21 protein-coding genes are annotated in these 21,951 nt (G+C 71.6%); 14 read left to right on the top strand and 7 right to left on the bottom strand.

What is annotated here, in order from left to right; genetic code table 11:
- Positions 1–758: 758 nt before the first annotated feature.
- Positions 759–3,179 carry a DNA helicase PcrA gene (pcrA, locus tag QQ657_RS29335; RefSeq protein WP_284745482.1) on the bottom strand — a complete coding sequence of 807 codons (2,421 nt, stop codon included), beginning with the start codon at positions 3,177–3,179 and terminating at the stop codon, positions 759–761.
- Positions 3,180–3,287: 108 nt separating this feature from the next.
- On the opposite strand from pcrA, the gene QQ657_RS29330 reads away from it, so the two are divergent.
- The 7 genes from QQ657_RS29330 (at position 3,288) to QQ657_RS29300 (ending at position 10,310) form a co-directional block, all read left to right on the top strand.
- Complete coding sequence (locus QQ657_RS29330) at positions 3,288–3,713, top strand: DUF1707 SHOCT-like domain-containing protein (RefSeq protein WP_284745481.1); 426 nt, start codon at positions 3,288–3,290, stop codon at positions 3,711–3,713.
- Between the two features lie 159 nt (positions 3,714–3,872).
- The gene (locus QQ657_RS29325) at positions 3,873–4,169 is read left to right on the top strand and encodes a chorismate mutase (protein WP_247060676.1); all 297 of its coding nucleotides are present in this window, start codon (positions 3,873–3,875) and stop codon (positions 4,167–4,169) included.
- A gap of 64 nt (positions 4,170–4,233) precedes the next feature.
- Complete coding sequence (locus tag QQ657_RS29320; RefSeq protein ID WP_284745480.1) at positions 4,234–4,548, top strand: hypothetical protein; 315 nt, start codon at positions 4,234–4,236, stop codon at positions 4,546–4,548.
- A gap of 668 nt (positions 4,549–5,216) precedes the next feature.
- The gene (locus QQ657_RS29315; RefSeq protein WP_284745479.1) at positions 5,217–6,245 is read left to right on the top strand and encodes a hypothetical protein; all 1,029 of its coding nucleotides are present in this window, start codon (positions 5,217–5,219) and stop codon (positions 6,243–6,245) included.
- A gap of 261 nt (positions 6,246–6,506) precedes the next feature.
- A complete protein-coding gene (locus QQ657_RS29310) occupies positions 6,507–7,367 on the top strand; it encodes a hypothetical protein (RefSeq protein ID WP_284745478.1) in 861 nt (286 codons plus the stop codon).
- 215 nt (positions 7,368–7,582) lie between these two features.
- Positions 7,583–9,199 (top strand): serine/threonine-protein kinase, encoded by a 1,617-nt coding sequence (locus QQ657_RS29305; protein WP_284745477.1) that lies wholly within the window; start codon positions 7,583–7,585, stop codon positions 9,197–9,199.
- Positions 9,200–9,215: 16 nt separating this feature from the next.
- Positions 9,216–10,310, top strand: coding sequence for a serine/threonine-protein kinase (locus tag QQ657_RS29300; protein WP_284745476.1), 1,095 nt, complete (start codon positions 9,216–9,218; stop codon positions 10,308–10,310).
- Here QQ657_RS29300 and QQ657_RS29295 read toward each other — a convergent pair.
- Positions 10,307–11,209 (bottom strand): LysR family transcriptional regulator, encoded by a 903-nt coding sequence (locus QQ657_RS29295; protein ID WP_284745475.1) that lies wholly within the window; start codon positions 11,207–11,209, stop codon positions 10,307–10,309. The genes QQ657_RS29300 and QQ657_RS29295 overlap by 4 nt on opposite strands.
- Before the next feature lie 106 nt (positions 11,210–11,315).
- Here QQ657_RS29295 and QQ657_RS29290 point away from each other — a divergent pair, with 106 nt between their 5' ends.
- Both QQ657_RS29290 and QQ657_RS29285 read left to right on the top strand, forming a co-directional pair.
- Positions 11,316–12,284: a DMT family transporter gene (locus tag QQ657_RS29290; RefSeq protein WP_284745474.1), complete on the top strand. Its 969-nt coding sequence runs from the start codon at positions 11,316–11,318 to the stop codon at positions 12,282–12,284.
- 78 nt (positions 12,285–12,362) lie between these two features.
- Complete coding sequence (locus QQ657_RS29285) at positions 12,363–12,926, top strand: hypothetical protein (RefSeq protein WP_284745473.1); 564 nt, start codon at positions 12,363–12,365, stop codon at positions 12,924–12,926.
- Here the strand turns inward: QQ657_RS29285 and QQ657_RS29280 are convergent.
- Genes QQ657_RS29280 through QQ657_RS29270 form a run of 3 tightly spaced genes read right to left on the bottom strand, consistent with a single transcriptional unit; the run spans position 12,884 to position 15,543 of the window.
- Positions 12,884–13,564, bottom strand: coding sequence for a response regulator (locus tag QQ657_RS29280; RefSeq protein ID WP_284745472.1), 681 nt, complete (start codon positions 13,562–13,564; stop codon positions 12,884–12,886). The two genes, QQ657_RS29285 and QQ657_RS29280, sit on opposite strands and share 43 nt — an antisense overlap.
- Before the next feature lie 7 nt (positions 13,565–13,571).
- Positions 13,572–14,873 (bottom strand): PspC domain-containing protein, encoded by a 1,302-nt coding sequence (locus tag QQ657_RS29275; RefSeq protein WP_434056792.1) that lies wholly within the window; start codon positions 14,871–14,873, stop codon positions 13,572–13,574.
- A gap of 46 nt (positions 14,874–14,919) precedes the next feature.
- Positions 14,920–15,543 (bottom strand): restriction endonuclease, encoded by a 624-nt coding sequence (locus QQ657_RS29270; protein WP_284745470.1) that lies wholly within the window; start codon positions 15,541–15,543, stop codon positions 14,920–14,922.
- Positions 15,544–15,687: 144 nt separating this feature from the next.
- On the opposite strand from QQ657_RS29270, the gene QQ657_RS29265 reads away from it, so the two are divergent.
- Both QQ657_RS29265 and QQ657_RS29260 read left to right on the top strand, forming a co-directional pair.
- Positions 15,688–16,968 carry a PspC domain-containing protein gene (locus tag QQ657_RS29265; protein WP_284745469.1) on the top strand — a complete coding sequence of 427 codons (1,281 nt, stop codon included), beginning with the start codon at positions 15,688–15,690 and terminating at the stop codon, positions 16,966–16,968.
- Positions 16,961–17,206, top strand: a complete 246-nt coding sequence (locus QQ657_RS29260; RefSeq protein WP_284745468.1) for a hypothetical protein — start codon at positions 16,961–16,963, stop codon at positions 17,204–17,206. The genes QQ657_RS29265 and QQ657_RS29260 overlap by 8 nt, the downstream gene beginning before the upstream one ends.
- A 66-nt stretch (positions 17,207–17,272) precedes the next feature.
- Here QQ657_RS29260 and guaA read toward each other — a convergent pair whose 3' ends face one another.
- Positions 17,273–18,829, bottom strand: a complete 1,557-nt coding sequence (gene guaA, locus QQ657_RS29255; RefSeq protein WP_284745467.1) for a glutamine-hydrolyzing GMP synthase — start codon at positions 18,827–18,829, stop codon at positions 17,273–17,275.
- 108 nt (positions 18,830–18,937) lie between these two features.
- On the opposite strand from guaA, the gene QQ657_RS29250 reads away from it, so the two are divergent.
- Together QQ657_RS29250 and QQ657_RS29245 are read left to right on the top strand one after the other, a co-directional pair.
- Positions 18,938–19,483 (top strand): DinB family protein, encoded by a 546-nt coding sequence (locus QQ657_RS29250; protein WP_284745466.1) that lies wholly within the window; start codon positions 18,938–18,940, stop codon positions 19,481–19,483.
- Positions 19,484–19,680: 197 nt separating this feature from the next.
- Complete coding sequence (locus QQ657_RS29245) at positions 19,681–20,145, top strand: hypothetical protein (protein ID WP_284745465.1); 465 nt, start codon at positions 19,681–19,683, stop codon at positions 20,143–20,145.
- A 50-nt stretch (positions 20,146–20,195) separates the two neighbouring features.
- Here QQ657_RS29245 and QQ657_RS29240 read toward each other — a convergent pair whose 3' ends face one another.
- Positions 20,196–20,789 (bottom strand): rhomboid family intramembrane serine protease, encoded by a 594-nt coding sequence (locus QQ657_RS29240; RefSeq protein ID WP_284745464.1) that lies wholly within the window; start codon positions 20,787–20,789, stop codon positions 20,196–20,198.
- Positions 20,790–20,863: 74 nt separating this feature from the next.
- Here QQ657_RS29240 and QQ657_RS29235 point away from each other — a divergent pair, with 74 nt between their 5' ends.
- Positions 20,864–21,898 carry a zinc-binding dehydrogenase gene (locus QQ657_RS29235; protein WP_284745463.1) on the top strand — a complete coding sequence of 345 codons (1,035 nt, stop codon included), beginning with the start codon at positions 20,864–20,866 and terminating at the stop codon, positions 21,896–21,898.
- Positions 21,899–21,951: the final 53 nt, after the last annotated feature.

Below are 21,951 nucleotides of genomic sequence, written 5' to 3'. Positions count from 1 at the left end.
AAGGCGCCCCTCACCCGAGCGGACATCCGCTCCGGCCGGGAGACCGCGGCAGTCCGAGCGCGATCGCCTGCTACAGGCAGACAGCTATGGACCACGGCCGCGAAGACAGCCCAAGCGCGGCGGATCCCTCTCGTAGAGCGGCGAGCCGCATCGGCGATCGAGAGCCCTCCAGGCCGCTCCGCACCCCTCGGGGCATCCGAGATCACCTTCGGCCCCGCAGAAGCCGCCGGAAAGCGCCTCAGCGCCTGGAAACGGCTAACGCTGCCCGCCCGGCAATCGCCGGACGAAGTACGCCACCGCGACCTGCCACACCGTGCACAGCTCCGTGGACCTCCGGACCGGCAACCAGCCCCAGGGCACAGCTCCCCCTGCGCCCCCCGCGGAGCGGACACGCGCGGCTCGACGTGTCGTCCAGCGGCGTCCCCGGCCGCAGGTGACACATCGCCCGTCCGCTCCGAGCTCGTGCTGCCTGAGCAGCGCTCGCCAGGCGGCGGCCAGCCGGCACGCCTCCGCTCCCGCACGCGAGGGAATTCCTGAAGCCCCCGAAGGGCCCGGACCCCGATCCGGAGCCGTCGACCCCAGGACTCCTCGCAGGTATTTTTGTACCCCTTCGGCCAACAGGTGAAACAGCACCGCGTCCACACCGCACTACCCCCTCCGTCGAACTCGTGTTCGACTGCGGGGTCCGTTCTACCGGTGGGGTACGACGATTCCGGCGGCGATCGCCGGGATCGCCGCCGGGTTCACTCGGACGGGTGTTACAGCTTCACCATCGGCACGCTGCCGATCAGCATCAGGCGGACCTTGCCTGCCGCGCCGAAGTCGATCGTCGCCGTGGCGCGCGGGCCGACGCCGTCGCACGAGATCACCGTGCCCAGGCCGTACTTGTCGTGGCTGACGCGGTCGCCGACATCCAGCTTCAGCGCCACCGTGTCCTTCCAGCCTTTGCCGAACGACGGCGTGCCCGAAGAGGAAGACGGCGAAGAAGACCGCCTGCCGCCCCACGTGGTCGCCGCCCGCGGAGTGCCGCCGCCGCGCGAACCGGACCCGAAGCCGAACCCGGCGCTGGACGGCTCGAGCCGCCGCCAGTCGACAAGATCGCCCGGCAGCTCGTCGAGGAACCGCGAAGCCGGGTTCATCGACGGCTGGCCCCAAGCCGACCGCGTGATCGCGCGCGAGACGTACAACCGCTTGCGCGCCCGCGTGATCGCGACGTACGCCAGCCGCCGTTCCTCGGCCAGCTCGGTCGGGTCGCCCAGAGCACGCATGTGCGGGAAGACGCCGTCCTCCCAGCCGGTGCAGAACACCACCGGGTACTCCAGGCCCTTCGCGGTGTGGACGGTCATCAGCGTGACCACGCCCGCGCCGCCGTCGCCTTCCTCGCCACCGTCCGGAGAAGGCACCGAGTCGGCGTCCGCCACCAGCGACACGCGTTCGAGGAACGCGGGCAGCGACCCCGGCGCCGGCACCCCGGGCTCCACGACCAGCTCGGCGTTCTCGTCCGCGACGACCTCGGCGGTGATCTCGGTGAACTCCCGCGCCACCGTGACGAGCTCGTCCAGGTTCTCGACGCGCGTGTGGTCCTGCGGGTCGTCCGATTCTTCGAGCTCGATGCGGTAACCGGTCTTTTCCAGCACGGCTTCGAGGACATCGTGGACCTCGGCGCCGGAAGTGATCAGGTCGCCCAGTTCGTCGAGCAGCCCGACGAACCCGCCGATCGCCTTGACCGAGCGCGGGTTCAGCAGCGCCACCTTGCCCTCGACGGCGTCCCGCAGCGCGGCCGCGAACGAGATCCGCTCGCGCTCGGCGTGCGTCGCCACGACGGCTTCCGCGCGGTCGCCGATGCCGCGCTTGGGCACGTTCAGCACGCGCCGCAGGCTGACCGTGTCCTCCGGGTTCGCCAGCACGCGCAGGTACGCGATCATGTCGCGGACTTCGCGCCGCTCGTAGAACCGCACGCCGCCGACGACCTTGTACGGCAGGCCGAGCCGGATGAAGATCTCTTCGAAGACGCGGGACTGGTTGTTGGTGCGGTAGAAGACGGCGACGTCGGAGTAGTCGGCTTCGCCCTTCTCCGCCAGCGCGTCGATCTCGCCCGCGACGAACGCGGCTTCGTCGTGGTCGTTGTCCGCGACGTAGCCGACGATCTTCTCGCCGTCGCCCGAATCCGTCCACAGCCGCTTCGCGCGGCGGTTCGGGTTCCGCTCGATGACGGCGTTGGCCGCGGACAGGATCGTCTGCGTGGAGCGGTAGTTCTGCTCCAGCAGGATGGTGTGCGCGTTCGGGAAGTCCCGTTCGAACTCTTCGATGTTCCGGATCGTCGCGCCGCGGAAGGCGTAGATCGACTGGTCCGCGTCACCGACGACGACCAGCTCGGCCGGCTCGACGCCCGACTCGTTCGGCGTCGTCCCGGCCAGCTCGCGGACCAGGGTGTACTGCGCGTGGTTCGTGTCCTGGTACTCGTCGACCAGCACGTGGCGGAAGCGCCGCCGGTAGTACTCGGCGACGTCCGGGAACGCCTGCAGCAGCGAGACCGTGCGCATGATGAGGTCGTCGAAGTCGAAGGCGTTGGCCTGGTTCAGCCGCCGCTGGTACTCGACGTAGACCTCGGCGACGCGCCGCTCGAGGTCGTTGGCCGCGTTCGCCGACGCCTCGTCGGGATCGACGAGCTCGTTCTTCAGGTTCGAGATGTGGATGGCCAAAGTGCGGGCCGCGTAGCGCTTCGGGTCGATGTCCAGATCCCGCGCCACCAACGTGATCAGCCGCTTGGTGTCGTCCGAGTCGTAGATCGAGAAGCTCGACGACATGTCCAGCGTCTTGGCTTCCCGGCGCAGGATCCGCACGCACATCGAGTGGAACGTGGACACCCACATCGCGTTCGCGCGGCGCCCGACGAGCGCGGCGACGCGGTCGCGCATCTCGGCGGCGGCCTTGTTCGTGAACGTGATCGCCATGACTTCGCCGGGGTGCACGCGGCGTTGCCCGAGCAGGTAGGCGATCCGGCGGGTCAGCACCCGGGTCTTGCCCGATCCCGCGCCCGCGACCACCAGCAGCGGGCCACCGGCGTGGGTGACGGCTTCGCGCTGGGACGGGTTCAGGTCGTCGAGCAGATCGGCCTGCCCGCCGGAAGCGGGCTTGCGCGCGGGGGTCTCGGCGGGGAGATCGAAGAGGGTGTCCATCGTCTGTCCACGCTACCCCGGGCGGGTGGGCTACCGCGCCAGGCGTAGCGGGAGGTGTCGCCTGGCGCCTGACGCGCGGCGGGCCCGCCGCGCGGAGCATCGGTTGGCATGGAAGACAACCGCACCGCCCGCATCCGGGCCGCCGACGCCGATCGCGAACGCGTCGCCACCACCGTCCAGACCGCCGGCTCCGAAGGCCGGCTCACCCTCGACGAGGTCGAAGAGCGCCTCACCCACGTCTACGCCGCCCGGTTCACCGACGAACTGGCCACGCTCACCGCCGACCTGCCGCGGCCCGCGCCGGCCCGCCCCGGCTTCCCGTTGACCCGGGCCGCGTTGCGGCGGCACCCCGCGCTGCGCCTGCACCTCGCCGTGGTGGTCGCGATCGCGGTCGTGGCGATCGTCCGCTGGGCGGTGCTGGGCGCCGGCGTCTTCTGGCCGGCGTTCCCGATCTTCTGGCTCGCGGTGAGCCTCTTCGTTCATGCCAGGGTGCGCTCGTTCCGGGAGCTGCCCGGCACGGCTGTGCCATACTGACCCCATGCGGCACGCAGAGCGATTTTTTTACGGGACCCGGACTCCGGCTCCCGTGATCGCGTAGTGCCCGAACCGCCATCACCGCCAGCCCCGGAGTCCACGGACCCGGGGCTGTCGCCGTCCCTGGGGCCGGATCCGGGCTTCAAGGAAGAGGTCCCGATGAACGCACAAGCGACGAACGCCGACGGCCAGCCCGCCGAGGACACTCCGGCCGGGGACGACATCGCGTCGCTCCGGCAGGAGATCGACTGGCTGGACAAGGAGATCCTGCGGCTGGTGAAACGCCGGGTCGAGGTGTCCAAGACGATCGGGGCCGCGCGGATGGCCGCCGGTGGCACGCGCATCGTCTACAACCGCGAGATGGACGTCCTCGCGCGCTACCGCGAACTGGGCCCGGACGGCCGTCAGCTGGCGATGGCGCTGCTGAACCTCGGCCGCGGCAGGCTGGGCCGGTAACGGTTGTCCGAATTCCGGGTCTTCCCTGAGGCACCGGGGCCCCGGCTACGGGCAGACTGTGGTCATGGACTGGCTCGTGAACCTCATCGCCGTCATCGTCGCGCTCGCGAGCGTGCTGGCCGCGCTGGGCCATGTGGGGTATCTGGCGATGCTGAACAACGCGGCGGGTAAGCGGGCCGGCGGCGCGCCGGTCGCGCAGTACGTGCGCGGGCGCTGGGCCGTTGCCGGCGGTACCACCGCGGCTTCGCTGTTCGCCTGGTTGCTCACGGCCGGGGGACCGACGCTCGACATCCTGGCGATTCTCGTCGCGGCGGGTAGCGGCGTGGTGGCGACGAAGGCGCTGCAGTCCACCCGTGACCGTTATCGCACCGGCGGCTGAAACCCGCTGAGCTGGGCTGATGGCGCTGGGTGAGATTTCGTAGCGTCACTTTCCCCCTTTCGGTCGCGCCCGACCGAGTGAAACCTCTGCAACTTGCAGGTTTGGGGGCGACTTTCTACGCCGGATGCTCCTAGGGTTGACGCCGTGAGGACCCTTGCGTCTGGGTCGGGCGAAGCCCGGGAGGCGCGCGGGGGCACCGGCCCCGCGCGCCCAGTCTCGCATGCGCGTGCATCTGCGCAGGATTCGGAACGCGAAGCCGCTCGTGAGGACGGTGCTCCGATCGGGTTCTCCTTCCGCCGGACGGCGTCACGGCGGGTCCGCCAGGTGGTCGAGCCGACATGACCCACGGCACGGAGTTCCACGGACGCGGCAGTGCGCCCGCGCATCCCGGGCGGCACCGGCTCGGCACCACGGACGGCTGGACACCCCCGTTGTCCCAGAACCGCGCCGGGCGGCGCCACGCGGCCGGCCCGCCGCCGGTCGACCCGCCCGTGTCCGGGTCCCTCCCCCTCGCTCAGCCGAGGTCCGAGGTCGATCCGCTCGCGCAGCCGAGGTCCGCGGCAGATCCTCTCGCGCAGCACAGGTCCGGGGCAGACCCCCTCGCTCAGCCGAGGCCCGGGGTCGACCCGCTCGTGCAGCACGGGTCCGAGGCGGATCCGCTCCCGCCGATGTCCGGCACGCTCCCGCAGCCGTCGCTGCCCCAGCCCCGCGACCGGCGGCCCGCACCCCCGCTGTTCCCCGCGGCGCACGGCAGCCTCCCCCTGGCCGACGACGTCGAGGACACCTCGCCGTCGCGCCCCGCGTCCCGCGCCGACCTGGCCGCCCGCCGCACCCGCGTCTCGCTGGCCACGCCGCAGCCGCGCAGCGCGGACCCGGAGGACGACGACGTCCGCATCTACGCGGCGCCCCCGATCGACGGGCTCGGCGTCGGCGGTTTCACCATCGGGTCGGTGCCCGCGTCCGTGACCCCGCCCAAGACGTGGAAGAAGGCGGCCTGGTTCGCCACCGGCGCGTCCGGCGCCGTGGTCGTCGGGCTGCTCTTCGCCGGGTCCTACCTGGTCGGGAAGCCGCCGGTGGACCAGGCCGTGCAGGGCGCGTGGCCGGGCTACCAGGGCGCGCCGACCATCATCGACCCGACCGGCGGGGTCGAGCCGCCGTCCCGGCAGGGCGGTTCCGCGCCGGGCCCGGACGACAGCACGCCCTCGGCGGACCAGCCGGCCGGGCGGACCAGCGGCGGTGGCGCGGGCCCCGTCGACGGCGTCCCCGCGCCGCCGCGGACCGGCGGCACCACCGACTCGGAGACGTCCGGCACGACCACGCCGAGCGCGCGGCCGCAGAAGCCCCCGGTCACGCCCGCCCAGCGCGAAACCCCGGTCAAGCCGCCCTGGTGGTACTCGTTCCCGCCGGACGCGCAGACCATGGGCGACAACTCGGAAAAGTTCTTCAACACCGTCACCACCGACCCCGCCGCGGCGTCGGCGGTGACCACCGGTGAACTCCACGACCAGGGCCCGCAGGCCCTCGCCGAGCGGTACGCGGACGTCGCGTACTTCGAGGTCCGGAAGATCAGCGTCGACCAGCAGCGCGGCGTCACGGTGAACACCGTCGAGATCACCCACACCGACGGGACCAAGACGATCGAGGAGCGCACGCTGACGTTCGGGGACGGCGACAAAATCGCCGCTGACGGCCAGTAACCAACCCTGCACGTGCGGTTCGCCCGTTCCGATGCACGTGCGGTGCGCCGAGCGGTTACCCCTGGTCCGGGTGGGTGACATAAGCTGCCGCTCGTCGTATCGCGACGGCATTCCGGCGACAGAGCCTGGTGGTGCCCGTCCGCACAGGTGTTACCTGACGGCAGCGGATCCGGAACCGGCCACGAGTCGGCCATCCGGACCAACGGAAACCCGGCCGAACGGCCGAGTGACCGTCCCCGGAACCCCAGAGCGAGGACATTCGTGCTTGATCGGCAGCGCACACGGCGTGAGGTACCCAACGCCGTCCGCGTCGAGGACGTGATCCCGGCCGAGATTCTCGACGGCGTCGGCGATGCCGACCGCGACTATCTCGAGCAGGTCTTCCGCGATCCGCAGAGGTTCCTGCCGCCGCGCCCGGAACCCGTCCGCGAGGCGGCGCAGGCCGAAGACGCCGACGAGCCGGAGAGCCGGTTCGTCCGCCGCGCCAAGCTGGCCGGGCTCGTCGCCGCCGGGGCGCTCGTCGCCGGTGCGGTGGTCGCCGCGCCGATGCTGACCAGCGCACACCGCGCGGTGTCCGAAGGCGGCCAGTCCACGCCCGCCGGCTTCACCGGTGCCGCGGAGCTCGGCGGCCTCGCCGTCCCGCAGCACCAGGCCGGCGGCGGCGCGCCCGAGCAGCGCAGCGCCCCGACCTCGGGCACGCACTCCGGCGGCGCGCCGTCGGCCGACGAGTCGACCACCGACGGTCCGCGGACCCAGGCCGCGCCCGCCACCGCGGACGCGGTGCCGGACAAGGCCGCCGACGCGCGCAGCGCGGCCCGGAAGATCCAAGCCGTCAAGGACTTCTACGCCGCCATCGCACGGGACTCGACGGGCGCGCTCGCGCTGCTGAGCCCGTCGCTGGCCGACGGCGCGGCCGGTGAGCTGGTCCGCACCTGGAGCTCGATGGACGCCATCGACGTCCAGGAGGCCGACACGCAGATCAAGCCGGACGGCTCGATCCTCGCGGTCGCGACGCTCCACCGGCCGGACGGCGCCCTGGTGCGCGTGACCCAGCTGTTCCGGGTCGCCGACACGGGCGGGTTGATCACCGAAGCCGAGCTCGTCTCGGCCCAATACATGTAGCCCTCGGCGATCACGCCTTCACCCGTGGTTCAAGTGCCCGTACCGGATTCGTGTGCGCAGAGTGAGCGCCTAGCCTTGTCACGGGCCGATCTCGGGAGAGTCGGCACACAGCCCACGACATGTGCATACGCTCCAGCGAAGCGGCGTGCGCGTGGCCGCGTCACCAGGCACCGATCCTCACGCCCTGGTGAAGTCGGAGCCCAAAGGGAGGTCGCGTGAGCGACGAGGGTCGCCTGGTCGCCGGTCGGTACCGCATCGCGGGCCGGATCGGCACGGGCGCGATGGGAGCCGTCTGGCAGGCGCAGGACGAGGTCCTGGGCCGCACGGTGGCCATCAAGCAGCTCCTTCTCCAGCCGCACCTGGACGAGCACGACGCGGAGGACGCGCGGCAGCGCACGATGCGTGAGGGCCGGATCGCGGCCCGCCTGCACCACCCGAACGCGATCTCCGTCTTCGACGTCGTCACCGACGACAACGGGCAGCCGTGCCTGATCATGGAGTACCTCAACTCCACCAGCCTGGCCGCCGTGCTGCAGGAACGCCGCACGCTGCCGCCGACCGAGGTGGCGCGCATCGGCGCCCAGGTCGCCGCGGCGCTGCGCGAGGCGCACGCGGTCGGCATCGTGCACCGCGACATCAAGCCGGGCAACATCCTGCTCGGCGCCAACGGCGTCGTGAAGATCACCGACTTCGGCATCTCGCGCGCCAAGGACGACGTCACGGTCACCAAGACCGGGATGATCGCCGGCACGCCCGCGTACCTGGCCCCCGAGGTCGCCATCGGGGGTGATCCCGGTCCGGAGTCCGACGTGTTCTCCCTCGGATCCACGCTCTACGCGGCGTGCGAGGGCCAGCCGCCGTTCGGGCTGTCGGAGAACACGCTGAGCCTGCTGCACGCGGTCGCGGCCGGGCACATCAACCCGCCGCGCCAGTCCGGCCCGCTGGCCAGCGTGCTGGCCGTGCTGCTGCACCCGGACACCGAGCACCGGCCGACCGCCGAAGAGTGCGAAGAGTTGCTGGCGGCCGTCGCCCGCGGTGAGCTGCCGCTCGGCGGGCCGGCGGACGAGACCATGATGGCGCCGTCCGCGGGCATCCTGGGCGCGGCGGCCGTCGCGGACCCGAACGCGACCCAGATGTTCGACGAGATCCCCGCGGGCCACTCCGGCAGCCTCCTCGACGGCCAGGCCCCGACGCAGGCCGTGCCGTACTACGACGAGGACGACTACCCGGAAGGCACCGGCTACCCGGAGGACGACTACGACGGGTACCGGCGCTACCCCGAGGACGACCAGCACTACGTCGGCGGCGTGCCGCCCGGCTTGGCCGCCACCCGCGCGGTGCCGGTGCCCCCGCACGACCAGGGCCCGTACGCGGACGATTACGACGACTACGACGACGAGCCGGCCCCGCCGCCTCCGCCGCGGCGTCCGCAGACCAGCCCGGCCGACGATGACGACGAGAAGCCCGGCGCCTGGAAGCGCCCGGCGATCATCGGCGGCGTCGTGGTCGTGGGCCTGGTCGCGCTGGCCGTCTGGCTGCTGAGCCCGAACAACCCGGAGGCGCCGGCCTCACCGATTTCGAGCAACCGGCCGACGCCCGCCGCGACGTCGGAGTCACTGCCGTCGACGACGGAAGAGTCGCCCAGCACGGCGGATGTGCCGCCGCCGGTCTCGGAGACGACTTCGTCGAAGCGGACCACGTCGCGGCAGACCGAGCCGCAAACGACTCCGAAGACAACGCCGAAGACGACGACGCCGACATCGACCACGCCCGTCGAGACAACGCCCACCACACCGTCGACGTCAACTACGCCGCCCGCCGGCAACTCCTGATCTCCCGAGGTTTGTGTTGAGCTCTGAAGGCACCATCGTCGGCGGCCGGTTCCGGCTGGACCAGCCGATCGGCCGCGGCCGCGCGGGCATCGTGTGGCTGGCGTTCGACACGCGGCTCTTCCGCACCGTCGCGATGAAGCGGATGTACCTGCCGGTCGGCGCGGGCGACCGCGCCGAGCAGGCGCGCGCGGGCGCCATGCAGGAGGGCAAGGACGCGGCCCGGATCGAGCACCCCAGCGCGATCAAGGTGTTCGACGTGCTGCCCGACGGCCAGGACGTCTGGCTGGTGATGGAGTACATCCCGTCACGCAGCATGGCGACGTTCCTCGCCGAGCACGGCAGGCTCACCCCCGACCAGGCGGCGCAGCTGGGGATCCAGCTCGGCAACGCGCTGACGGCGATCCACTCGGCCGGGTTCGTGCACCGCACGCTCGAGCCGGGCACCGTGCTGCTGGCCGACGACGGCGGCGTGAAGCTCACCGACATCGGCATCAGCGGCGGCGGGCCTCACGCGGCGTACGTGGCGCCCGAGGTCGCGCGGGGACTGCCGCCGACGCCGGCAGCGGACGTCTTCTCCCTGGGCGCGACGCTGTACACGTCCGTCGAGGGCGTGCCGCCCTTCGGCGAGGACGGGCAGTCGTCGGAACGGCCGGCGCAGAACGCGGGCGTGCTGACCGCGGCGCTGCGCAAGATGCTGCGTTCCGATCCGACCACCCGGCCGACGATGGCGGACACCGTCCGGTCGCTGAGCGCGATCACCGAAGGCCGCGAGACGGCGTTCATCCCGCCGACCGCGCCGGGGATGCCGCCGCCCCCGCCGCCGCCCTTCAACCCGGGGCTGGCGGCCGCGGGGCCGCCGATGCCGCCGTCCGGACCGCAGTTCCAGCAGCAGGTCCCCGTCGCCGCGCCGGGCTACTCCCCGGCGGAGGAGACGCAGCGGATGCAGCCGGTGGCGCCGCCGACGCAGTACGCGCCGCCGCCCGCGCCGGGACCCCAGCCGCAGGCCCAGGCGTGGAACCTGCCGGTGTCGAAGAAGACGCTGATCACCGTGGCCGCGATCCTCGCGGCGGTGCTGGTCGGCATCCTCGTCTCGGAGCTGTTCTTCGTCTAGGCCACCTTGGCGGTCGCCGCGCGCATGGCTTCGAGCAGCGTGCGGACGGCCGGGTGGCCCCACGCCCGGGACGCGACGGCCGCGTGGATCGCGCGGACCGGCTCGGGGTTGCGGATCTTGCGGACGACGACGCCCGGGTGCTGCGCGCCGAGCCCGAGCTCCGGGATCAGGCCGACGCCGATGCCGGCGGCGACGAACCCCTGCGCCGTCTGGTAGTCCTCGGACTCGACCACGACGTTCGGCGTGAACCCGGCGGACGCGCAGGCGCTGTCGAGGATGTCGCGGCAGACGCCCGGCAAGCCGTCGACGCCGACCCACGGCTCCTCGGCGAACTCCGTCAGGTCGAGCACGCGCTTGCGGGCCAGCGGGTGGGTCTTCGGCAGCACGGCCCGGTACGGGTCGTCGAGCAGGTGGACGAGCTCGACACCCTTGCCGGGCGGCCGCTTGCGCGGGAAGACGGTGATCGCGACGTCGGCGTTGCCCGCTTCGACGTCCATCATCGGGTCGTCCGGCTCGACCAGCTTGAGGTCCAGGCGGACGCCGGGGTGCTCACGGCGGACGGCGGCGATGGCGGGCGGGACCAGGGACGCCCCGGCCGTCGCGAAGTAGCGGATGGCGACGCGGCCGATGCGGCCCTCCTTGAGCTCGGTCAGCGCCGCTTCGGCCTTCGCGAGCTCGGCGCTGAGCGTCTCGGCGTGCTCGGACAGCAGCGCGCCCGCCGGCGTCGGCCGGACGCCGCGTCCGACGCGTTCGAGCAGTTCGGTGCCGGCTTCGCGTTCCAGCGCGGACAGCTGCTGGCTGATCGCGGACGGCGTGTAGCCGAGGTTGCGGGCCGCGGCGGTGATCGACCCGCTGGTGATCACGGCGCGAAGGACCTGCATGCGGCGGACGTCGAGCATGCCCTTGATCGTACAGCTGAGCTTAACGGTTCATGCAGTTAATTTCGCTTGTCCTTACGTCTTTCCGCGACGAAGCTGGCGCTTGATCAGCGAAGGAGGACCTGGGGTGGGCGAGACGAAGACCTTGCTGCGGATCGGCGCGCTGGCGTTGATGTGGGGCTCGAGCTTCTTCTGGATCAAGCTGGGGCTGGGGATGTTCTCGCCGGTGCAGCTGGTGCTGGCGCGGCTCGTGCTCGGCGCGGCGATGCTGCTGGTGCTGTGCCGGCTGCAGCGGGCCCGCCTGCCGCGCGACCGGCGGGTGTGGGGTCACCTGGCCGTCGCGGCGTTCTTCCACAACGCGCTGCCGTTCCTGCTGTTCGCGATCGGCGAGACGACGGTCGACTCGGGGATCACCGGGGTGCTGAACTCGACGACGCCGCTGTGGGTGCTGCTGGCGGCGCCGATGATGGGGACGTCGTCGCGGATGACCGGCACCAGGCTGGCGGGGCTCTTGGTGGGTCTCGGCGGGATCCTGCTGATCTTCGCACCGTGGCAGGCATCGGGGCTGCTGAGCTGGGGCGCACTGGCATGCCTCGCGGCGGCGGCGAGCTACGGCTTCGCGTTCGTCTACGAGGGCAAGTACCTGTCGTCTTCGACGTCTTCGCCGTACGCGATCTCGGCCGGGCAGATGCTGCTGGCCAGCGGGATGCTGGTGCTGGCGCTGCCGGCGGGCGGGTTCACACCGGTGCACGTGTCCCCCGGGCCGCTGCTGGCCATCCTGGTGCTGGGCATCGGCTCGACGGGCTTCGCGTTCGCGCTGAACTACCAGCTCCTGGCGAGCGAGGGCGCGGTCGCGGCGTCGGTGGTCGGGTACCTGCTGCCGGTGGTCTCGGTCCTGCTGGGCGCGGTGTTCCTGGGCGAGCAGCTGAACCTGCGGGTGATCGCGGGCATGGTGGTCGTCCTCGGCGGGGTCGCGCTGACCCGCCTCCAGAAGCCGGAGCGAGTGGTCGTGGAAGTGCCGGGTGTCCAGGCGGATGGGCTTGGTGACGACACCACCGGGCGCGCACCGCGGCCGCTCGCTCCTCTGGCGGACTGAAGCGCGGTCCGCCGTAACGACACAGCCGACAGATCCGACATTCCGCCCGACCAATGAGCGCGGCATCGCGGAGTGCGGATGGAAACGGTAGAAGCCATTGCGGTCGGAATCTTGTCCAGTGTCGTGGCATCGGCATTGTGGATTTTGATCCTCAGCCGCCTGACCCCGAAATTGATCATTTCACCGGAGATCGCCGAGGATCCCGTTTCGCCGGTGTTCCGCATCAAGGTGGTGAACCTGAGCCGTCGCGCCGCGGTGGATCTCCGCGTCGAGGCGCATCTCGTCACACCGATAGGTGCCAGGGGTGGCAGCGTCAACCGGCGTACGACGCTCAAGTGCGGCAACCCACCGCTCGTGCTGCCTCGCCGCGACAGATCCAGCAAGGAGCACGACAACGCTTATCGTCTGCGCATCGACTCGAACGTCCGCGAGTTGCAGTCAGCCCATTCGAGCTCGTTCATCAGGCTGCAGATCTTCGCGCGCCACGAAGTGACCGGCATGGGGAAGATGTTCGAGCAGCGCTACCACCACCCGAGTTCCGAAATAGTCGTGGGCAGTTTCGTGCACGGTCACGACATGACTCTCGTTCCCGAAGAGCCTCAGACGAGACGGCGGTCGGAGGCCCAGCGAGACAGTTCGTAGCGGTTCGAGAGCTGGGTCTTCCGCAGGACGCTCGAAACGTGCGTCTCGACGGTCTTCACCGAGATGAACAGCTCCGACGCGATCTCCTTGTACGCGTACCCGCGCGCCAGCAGCCGCAACACGTCGCGCTCGCGCGGGGTCAGCAGGTCCAGCTCCGGGTCGTTGATCGGCGCCGAACCCGGGCGGTCGGCGAACGCGTCCAGGACGAAGCCCGCCAGGCGTGGGGAGAACACCGCGTCGCCGTCCGAGACGCGGACCACCGCGCGGACCAGCTCCTTCGATGAGATCGTCTTCGTCACGTAGCCGCGGGCGCCCGCGCGGATGACCGCGATGACGTCCTCCGCCGCGTCCGACACCGACAGCGCCAGGAACACCACGTCCGGCAGCTCGGGACGGACCCGGCGCAGCACCTCGGCGCCGCCGCCGTCGGGCATGTGGACGTCGAGCAGCACCACCTGGGGCTTCGTGCGGGCGATGCCCGCCACCGCCTCGGCCACCGAACCGGCCTCGCCGACCACCCGGACTTCGTCCGTGATCGAGTCGAGCTCGGTGCGGACCCCCGCGCGGAACAGCGCGTGGTCGTCGACCAGGAACACCTTCACCGGTTCACGCTGGCTGTCAGTCACGAGTTCGAGCATAGCCGCCTCACGCTGCCCCCTTGCCCGCTTTCACCGGCATGGCGAGCTGCACTTCGGTGCCCTCCCCCGGCGCGGTGCGCACCTTGCACGTGCCGCCGTGCCGGGTCATCCGGCCGCGGATCGAGTCGGCGAGGCCGTGGCGGTCGTCCGGGACCAGGTCGGGGTCGAAGCCCTTGCCGCGGTCGCGGACGAACACCGTCACCGACGTCGGCTCGACCTCGGCGAAGACGCTGACCTCCTCGACGCCGGCGTGCTTCGCCGCGTTGACGATCGCCTCGCGTGCGGCCTGGACCAGCGCGACCAGCGCGTCGTCGAGCTCGGCGTCGCCGACGACGACCTGGCCGACGGAGATCGCGAACGTGTCCTCGACCTCGCCGCACGCCGTGGCGAGCGCTTCGGACAGCTGGCCGCTGGTCGGGGTTTCCTCGTCCTTCTCGGCCGGCTTGCCGTAGCCGTTCGGGCCGTAGAGCCAGCCGCGCAGCTCGCGTTCCTGGCTGCGGGCCAGCCGCGCGACCTCGCGCGGCTGCTCGCTCTGCTTCTGGATCAGCGCGAGGGTCTGCAGGACGGAGTCGTGCAGGTGCGCGGCGATCTCGGCGCGTTCGTCGGTGCGGATGCGGGCCTTGCGCTCGTCGGAAAGGTCGCGGACCAGCCTCAGCCAGAACGGGATGGTCAGGACGGCGACGCCGATGAGCGTCGCGATGACGGCGATCAGGGCGAACTGGACCTGGTCGAGGCTGCCGCTGCGCAGCGCGACGACGCCGATGCCGGTGATCACCAGCGCGACGCCGGCGACGATCCGGATCGCGGCCGACCAGCCACCCCCACCGAGGAACGCTCCCGCGAAGCCGTCCTTCGCGCCGACGCGCCAACGGCGACGCTGCGACTCGTCGGCCTCGCGCCAGACGACGGCGAGACCGATCATCGCGACGGCGAGCGGCACGGCGACCCAGCCGCTGATGAACCCGGTGAGTGTCCCGCTGGCGACGGCGAGGCCGACGCCGAGCGCGATCAGGCCGAACGCCTGCTGGCGTTCCTTCGAGGTGGGCGCGGTCGCGGTTTCTTCGGTCTGTTGCTGGACGAAGACCCAGAGGAGCCCGTAAGCGAGCAGGCCGGCCCCGTTGAGGGCGGCGAGCAGCGCGAAGGCCGTCCGCACCCAGACGACGGGCACCCCGAGGTGATCGGCGAGCCCCCCGGCGACCCCCGCGATCGCCCGGCCGGACCGGCGCCGGAACATCTTGGGCTTGTCCGGGACGGCCACCTGGTCGGGGGTTACGTGGTCGAGGGCTTCCTGCACGTGGTCCATGGTCACACGTGGTCGGGCGGGGGTGCATCGGGGAAAATCCCGGACCGCCCGATCAGTGCCAGGGCGCCGGACCGGTCCGGCTCGCCCAGGCGGCGAGACCGTGCACGTCGAACAGGCGGATGCCGTGGTGAGCGGCGTACTGCCGGGCCTGTTTCGTGAACGTCGAGGTGGTGACCACCGCGGCGACGCGGGCGCCGTGGACGGTGTAACAGGTGCCGCCGAAGCGCTGGAGGTCCGGGCCGCCGACCTTGTGCGTCCCGCTGAACCGCTTCGCCTGGAGCACGATCTTGCGGCCGTCTGGTGCGTAAGCGACCACGTCCGCGCCGAGGTCGCCGGCGCGGCCGGTGACCTGGGCTTGGGAACACCCGTCCCGCGCGCACAGGAACGCGAGCGCGCGCTCGAACTCGTTCGGCGCCATCGCGTGGTAGCGCGCGATCTCCTGTGACCGGGCGACGTCGAGCTCCCACGCCTGCCGGGTTTCACGTGCCCGCCGCTGCTGCCACAGCACGAGCCCGTAGATCGTCACCCCGAGCACAGCGGCGCCGCCGACGAGCGAGATGACCGGGTATGCCGAGACGAAACTCAAGACCGAGATCGCCACGGCACCCACCGCGGCGATCCCCAGCGCCGGCAGGACGCACCCGCCCACGCTCGCTGCCTTCTTCCTCCGGGCCACCGCAAGCTCCTCCTCCGCTTCGGGCTCGGAACCAAGGTCGTGGCCGGAACTCGCTCGTTACACCCCGGCCCCGAATCCGTCTCCGGGAAACCTCAGGGACCATCCCGGATGTCCGCCGACCGCACGTGCCGCATGCTCTTCGGTATGAGTGGTGCGAGTGAGACACGGGCACCGAAGCCGAGTCCGTTGAACGGCTTCGAGGAGACCGTGAAGGACTTCTGGGTGAGCCGGCCGAGGCGGCCGCACGTCGGGCGGAAAGTGGCCGGCGTTGCCGCCGCCATCGGGTACCGGTATGGGATCGATCCCGTCGTCGTGCGGATCGCCCTGGTCGTCGCGACGATCTTCGGCGGCTTCGGCGTTCCCTTCTACCTGCTGGGGTGGCTCTTCCTGCCGGGCGAGAGCGATGAGGTCTCCGGCTTCGAAAGCCTGATCGGGCGTGGCCGGTCGTCGGTTTCGCCGGCCTTCGCCGTGGTTCTCGGCGTCCTCACCGTCGTCAGCATCGGGGGCAGCTTCAGCGGCTCCTGGTTCGACGGCGGCGCGCTCATCAGCTTCGCGCTCATCACCATCGCGCTCTACCTGCTGCACCGCAACCGCGGCCAGGAGAACCGGCCCGCGCCGGTCGTCGCGCGGTCACAAGCCTTCACCGGGAACGGAGCCTTCACCATGACCGACACCGCGACCGCGGCCGCGGAGACGAAGCCGGGGTGGGACCCGCTCGCCGCCGATCCGGCAGGCTGGGACCTGCCCGAGCCGCCGTCCTCGACGCCGCCGCCTTCCGCGCCGCCGACCTACCAGCGTCCTGAACGGCGCCGCAACTCCAAGATCGGCTCGGTGACCTTCGCGCTCGCCGTGCTGACCGCCGGTGGTGGCGTGCTGGCGAACCTCAACGGCGCGAGCTGGTTCTCCGCGCAGCACATCGTCGGCCTGGTGCTCGGCGTGGTCGGGATCGGCCTGGTCACCGGGGCCTTCGCCCGCGGTGGACGCGGCCTGATCGGGCTCGCCGTCCCGCTCGCGATCGCCGGGATGGTGCTGACGACCGTGCCGTTCGAGAACTTCGACTTCCGCGGCGGCGCCGGCGACCTCAAGGAGACGCCGCATTCGGTGACCGACCTGAAGCCGCTCTACCAGCACGCCGCGGGCAACATCGACCTCGACCTGACCGAGCTGCCTGCCGGCTCCTCCCCGATCACCACCAACGTGGTCAACGGCGCCGGCGACACCACGGTCACCGTGCCGGACACGGCGGACGTCACCTTCGACTGCCACACCGGTGCCGGCTCCACGGAGTGCTTCAACCGCTCCACCGACGGCATCAGCCAGGACGCCCTGACCGGGACCGACTACGGCAAGGACGGCCCCGGCGGCCAGAAGATCACCCTGCACGTCAAGAACAGCGTGGGCAACGTGGAGGTGCGCCGTGGCTGACCAGAACCCCTACGCCTACGACAACGCGACGGAAACCCAGCCGCCCGCGAAGCGCGGCGGGCTGGACGTCTTCACCCTGATCGTCGGGATCGCGACGCTGCTCGTGTCGGCCTACGTCCTCTCGGACGGCGCGAGCTGGCTGCCGCAGTTCGACTTCCGCTGGGTGATCGCCGGCGGCGCGGTGTTCGTGGGGCTCATGCTCCTCGGCGCGTCGTTCGGCAGCAAACGCCGGCGCTGAACCGGAAGCCACCACTCTCTCGAGGCCCTGGATCCCACGCCGGGGCCTCGAGTCCTGTCTACGGACTTACTCCCACTCGATGGTGCCCGGCGGCTTGGACGTCACGTCCAGGACCACCCGGTTGACCTCCGCGACCTCGTTGGTGATGCGCGTCGAGATCCGCTCGAGGACGTCGTAGGGCAGGCGCGTCCAGTCGGCGGTCATCGCGTCTTCGGACGACACCGGCCGCAGCACCACCGGGTGCCCGTAGGTCCGGCCGTCACCCTGGACGCCGACGCTGCGGACGTCCGCGAGCAGCACCACCGGGCACTGCCAGATGCTGCGGTCCAGCCCGGCCGCCGTCAGTTCCTCGCGGGCGATCAGGTCGGCCGCGCGCAGGGTTTCCAGACGCTCGGCGTCGACCGCGCCGATGATGCGGATGCCCAGGCCGGGGCCGGGGAACGGCTGGCGCTGGACAATCGTCTCGGGCAGGCCCAGCTCGGTGCCGACCTTCCGGACCTCGTCCTTGAACAGCAGCCGCAGCGGCTCGACCAGCTCGAACTGCAGGTCGTCCGGCAGACCGCCGACGTTGTGGTGGCTCTTGATGTTGGCCGTGCCCTCGCCGCCGCCGGACTCGACGACGTCCGGGTACAGCGTGCCCTGGACCAGGAACCGGTAGTCGCCTTCGGCCTTGAGGTCGCGCTCGGCCTGCTCGAACACGCGGATGAACTCGCGGCCGATGATCTTGCGCTTCTGCTCCGGGTCCGTGACGCCCGCGAGCGCGTCGAGGAACCGGTCCCGCGCGTCGACGGTGACCAGGTTGACGCCCGTGGCGGCGACGAAGTCGCGCTCCACCTGGGTGCGCTCCCCCGCCCGCAGCAGGCCGTGGTCGACGAACACGCAGGTCAGCCTGTCCCCGATCGCGCGCTGCACCAGCGCGGCCGCGACCGCGGAGTCGACACCGCCGGAGAGGCCGCAGATCGCGCGACCGTCGCCGACCTGGTCGCTGATCCGCTGGACCTGCTCCTCGACGATCGACGACGTCGTCCACTGCGGCTTGATGCCCGCGATCTCGTGCAGGAAGCGGCGCAGCACCTCCTGGCCGTGCGGCGAGTGCGCGACCTCCGGGTGGTACTGGACGCCGGCGAAGCGGCGCTCGACGTCTTCGAAGCCGGCGACCTCGGCGCCGTCGGAGGACGCCGTGACGACCGAGCCCTCCGGGGCCTTGGTGACGCTGTCGTTGTGGCTCATCCAGGCGGGCTGGTGCGCGGGCAGGCCGGCGTGCAGGACACCGCCGTCGCCGGTCACGCGGACCTCGGTGCGGCCGAACTCGCGGACGCCGGTCGGCTCGACGACGCCGCCGAGCGCGCTCGCCAGCAGCTGGTGGCCGTAGCAGATGCCGAACATCGGCACGCCGGCCTCGGTGAGCTTCGGGTCCATGCCCGGCGCGCCTTCGGCGTACACGCTCGAGGGGCCGCCGGAAAGGATGATGGCCGCGGGGTTCTTCGCGAGGATCTCTTCGACGGACGCGCTGTGCGGCACGACTTCCGAGTAGATCTGTGCCTCGCGGACGCGGCGGGCGATCAGCTGCGCGTACTGCGCCCCGAAGTCCACGACGAGAACCGGACCGGTGGGGTTGGGCACCTGAGGACCTCCTGGCAGCGGCGGGATTCCCCTCCATCGTCCCAGGTGGGCTGGGTCACCCCGGATTCAGGGCCGCCCCTGTCCTCGATCGGGCCTACGGTGCGCGGTATGGCTGTGAACTGGACGAAGGAACTGACCGACCAGCTGGACTTCCACTGGACCGCGCTGGTGCGCCCGAAGCTCGAGGGCCTCACCGACGACGAGTACTTCTGGGAGCCGGTCGCGGGCTGCTGGACCGTGCGGCCGCGGAAGTCGGACGACGAACCCGGCACGGGCCCGTTCACCGTCGACTTCGCCTTCCCCGCGCCGGAGCCACCGCCGGTCACGACGATCGCCTGGCGCCTCAACCACATCCTCGTCGGCGTCCTGGGCATGCGGGCGGCGTCGCACTTCGGCGGCCCGGCCATGACCTACGACGACTACCCGTACCCGGGGACGGCGGCCGACGCGGTCGCCCTGCTGGACGAGTACTACGCCCGGTGGCTCGAAGGGGTGAAGTCCCTCGACGACGACGCGCTCGCGAGGCCGTGCGGCCCGGCGGAGGGCCCGTACGCGGCGTACCCGATGGCCACGCTGGTGCTGCACATCCACCGCGAGATGATCCACCACTGCGCCGAAGTCCTCCTGCTGCGCGACCTCCACCGGAGCCGCTGACCGAAGATCCGATTACCGACTCGGCCAAAAGTAGGCCGGCCCTCCAGCGGGACGTGACCGTTGCCGCGGACCGATCCGGCCGTAGCTGTGGCCGGGTCGGTAATCATCGGCGCTGTAACGCCGAGTCACTACGGGCCCGATTCACCGGGTATCGAGGGCGGCTCCGACCGGGGGCCCGCCGCCGCCGAGGGGACCGCATGCTCTACCGACTCCGCCCGCCCGGCCGGCTGACCTGGTGTGACGTGCCCGGGTACGCGGTCTGCCGCCCCGACGACCAGCCGCCGCCCGACTGGGAACGGCTGTCGTGGGTGCCCGCCGAAACGCGGGCGTTCAGCACCGACCTCCTGCGGATCGCCGTCCGCTACGGCGTGCGCTCGGGCGGCGGGATCGTCCTCGACGCCCGGCACGCCGAGGACCTGGGCCGGGCCGACGAGCTGCGCTGCGACCGGATCGCCGCCGCCCAGGCCCGGGCGGAGCTGCGCAGCGGCGCGGGCGGGCAGCCGGTGGGGGTGCTCGGCAGCCGGTCGGAAGAGCAGGAGTGGGAGCGCACCGAGGAAGCGGCCCGCCAGGCCGAAGCGGATCTCGCGGAGGTCCTCGCGGTGCCCGTGCAGCCGCACCTGGTCGCGCACTGGCGGCAGCTCGGCGGCTGCTACCCGGACTGAAAGACGGACGGGCCGGAGCCACCCCCACGCCGGCTCCGGACCGCCCGCGGTCAGCGGGCCTGCCGCGGGAGCAGCAGGAAACCGAGCGCCATCCCCAGCAGGCACGGGAGGCCGTGGTTGTCGTGGACGACCGTGTCGACCACGGCCAGCACCGGCACGGCGAACGCCATGACCCGGAACTGCACCGGCAGCACCACGCCGTAGCGCCGTGACGCCACCATGACGACCACCGCCAGCGCGCCGATCAGGCCGACGACACACATCGAGTTGCCCGCGCCGACCGGGTTGAGCCAGATGTAGCTCATGAACTGGCCGAACAGGCCGCAGCCGAAGTAGAGGACCAGCCAGCGGACGCGGCCGAACACGCGCTCGGCGAGCGTGCCGAACACCGCCAGCCAGAGCAGGTTCGAGACCAGGCCGAAGGCCCAGCCGTCCTGGAAGAACATCCCCGTGACCAGGCGGTACCACTCGCCGTCGTCGATGCGCGCCGCGTCGCGGACGACCGCGTCGTACAGCGGCCGGTGCGCCAGCTGCGCGATCCCGCACGCCAGCGTCACCAGGAACACCGTCGCGGTGAGGTACGGGCGGCGGGTGCCGGTGGCGAGTGCCCCGAACGGGGTGCGGGATGCGGCGTGCGTGGTCATGGACGAAAATCTAGGCGCGACGACGCCGCCCCACCCCCGACGTTTGTCACGACCTCCACGGGAAAGGCACTGGCATGCGAGCGACAGTCATCTACGGCGCCGGCGACGTCCGGGTCGAGACGGTTCCCGACCCGAAACTGGCCGAGCCCACCGACGTCGTCCTGCGCGTCGTGCGGTCCTGCATCTGCGGCAGCGACCTCTGGCCGTACGCCGACATGCCGCCCCGCGAGCACGGCCGCCGGATCGGGCACGAGTTCCTCGGGATCGTCGAGGAGACCGGCGCCGACGTGCGAGGCGTCAAAAAGGGCGACCTCGCCGTCGCGCCGTTCGTCTGGTCCGACAACACCTGCGAGTTCTGCCGCGAAGGCCTGCAGACGTCGTGCCTGCACGGCGGCGGCTGGGGCGCGAAGGGCGTCGACGGCGGCCAGGGCGAGGCCGTGCGCGTCCCGCAGGCCGACGGCACGCTGGTCAAGCTCCCGCACACCGAGGACGACGACCTGCTCGCCTCGATGCTGACCCTGTCCGACGTCTTCTCCACCGGCCACCACGCCGCGGTGAAGGCGCGCGTGAGCGAGGGCCAGAACGTCACCGTCATCGGCGACGGCGCCGTCGGGCTCTCCGCCGTCCTCGCGGCGAAGCGGCTCGGCGCCGACCGGATCGTCCTCATGGGCCGCCACCAGGCCCGGACCGACCTCGGGCGCGAGTTCGGCGCGACCGACGTCGTCGCCGAGCGCGGCGAGGAGGGCGTCGAGAAGGTGCGCGAGCTGACGAACGGCCAGGGCACGCACGCCGTCCTCGAGTGCGTCGGCACGAAGGGCGCCTTCGAGGTGGGCGTCGGGGTCGTGCGCGCGGGCGGCGCGGTGAGCCGGGTCGGCCTGCCGCAGTACGAGGACGGGCCGATCGGCGTGGGCGTGTTCCGCCGCAACGTCACGGTGACCGGCGGCGTCGCCCCGGCGCGGCACTACATCCCCGAGCTGCTGCCGGACGTCCTCGACGGCAAGTACCAGCCGGGCAAGGTCTTCGACCGCACCATCGACGTCGAAGGCGTGCCGGACGGCTACCGCGCCATGGCGGACCGCGAGGCGCTGAAGGTGCTCATCAAGCCGTGACCCGACCGGGTGGGTTCCACTTTCGGGGGTTCCCACCCGGATTACGTTGGTAC

The sequence above is a fragment of the Amycolatopsis ponsaeliensis genome (genome assembly GCF_030182635.1).
Taxonomy (GTDB): Bacteria; Actinomycetota; Actinomycetes; order Mycobacteriales; family Pseudonocardiaceae; genus Amycolatopsis; species Amycolatopsis ponsaeliensis.
Note: the sequence above shows the minus strand (reverse complement) of the source record. Positions and strands in the feature narration are given on the sequence as shown.

What these genes read in the sequence shown, in the direction of transcription:
- QQ657_RS29280 (WP_284745472.1), bottom strand. Translation starts at nt 13,564, where the DNA reads ATGCTCGAACTCGTGACTGACAGCCAGCGTGAACCGGTGAAGGTGTTC.
- QQ657_RS29235 (WP_284745463.1), top strand. Translation starts at nt 20,864, where the DNA reads ATGCGAGCGACAGTCATCTACGGCGCCGGCGACGTCCGGGTCGAGACG.
- QQ657_RS29250 (WP_284745466.1), top strand. Translation starts at nt 18,938, where the DNA reads ATGGCTGTGAACTGGACGAAGGAACTGACCGACCAGCTGGACTTCCAC.
- QQ657_RS29240 (WP_284745464.1), bottom strand. Translation starts at nt 20,789, where the DNA reads ATGACCACGCACGCCGCATCCCGCACCCCGTTCGGGGCACTCGCCACC.
- QQ657_RS29315 (WP_284745479.1), top strand. Translation starts at nt 5,217, where the DNA reads ATGTCCGGCACGCTCCCGCAGCCGTCGCTGCCCCAGCCCCGCGACCGG.
- QQ657_RS29330 (WP_284745481.1), top strand. Translation starts at nt 3,288, where the DNA reads ATGGAAGACAACCGCACCGCCCGCATCCGGGCCGCCGACGCCGATCGC.
- pcrA (WP_284745482.1), bottom strand. Translation starts at nt 3,179, where the DNA reads ATGGACACCCTCTTCGATCTCCCCGCCGAGACCCCCGCGCGCAAGCCC.
- QQ657_RS29245 (WP_284745465.1), top strand. Translation starts at nt 19,681, where the DNA reads ATGCTCTACCGACTCCGCCCGCCCGGCCGGCTGACCTGGTGTGACGTG.
- QQ657_RS29265 (WP_284745469.1), top strand. Translation starts at nt 15,688, where the DNA reads ATGAGTGGTGCGAGTGAGACACGGGCACCGAAGCCGAGTCCGTTGAAC.
- QQ657_RS29325 (WP_247060676.1), top strand. Translation starts at nt 3,873, where the DNA reads ATGAACGCACAAGCGACGAACGCCGACGGCCAGCCCGCCGAGGACACT.
- QQ657_RS29295 (WP_284745475.1), bottom strand. Translation starts at nt 11,209, where the DNA reads ATGCTCGACGTCCGCCGCATGCAGGTCCTTCGCGCCGTGATCACCAGC.
- QQ657_RS29285 (WP_284745473.1), top strand. Translation starts at nt 12,363, where the DNA reads ATGGAAACGGTAGAAGCCATTGCGGTCGGAATCTTGTCCAGTGTCGTG.
- QQ657_RS29320 (WP_284745480.1), top strand. Translation starts at nt 4,234, where the DNA reads ATGGACTGGCTCGTGAACCTCATCGCCGTCATCGTCGCGCTCGCGAGC.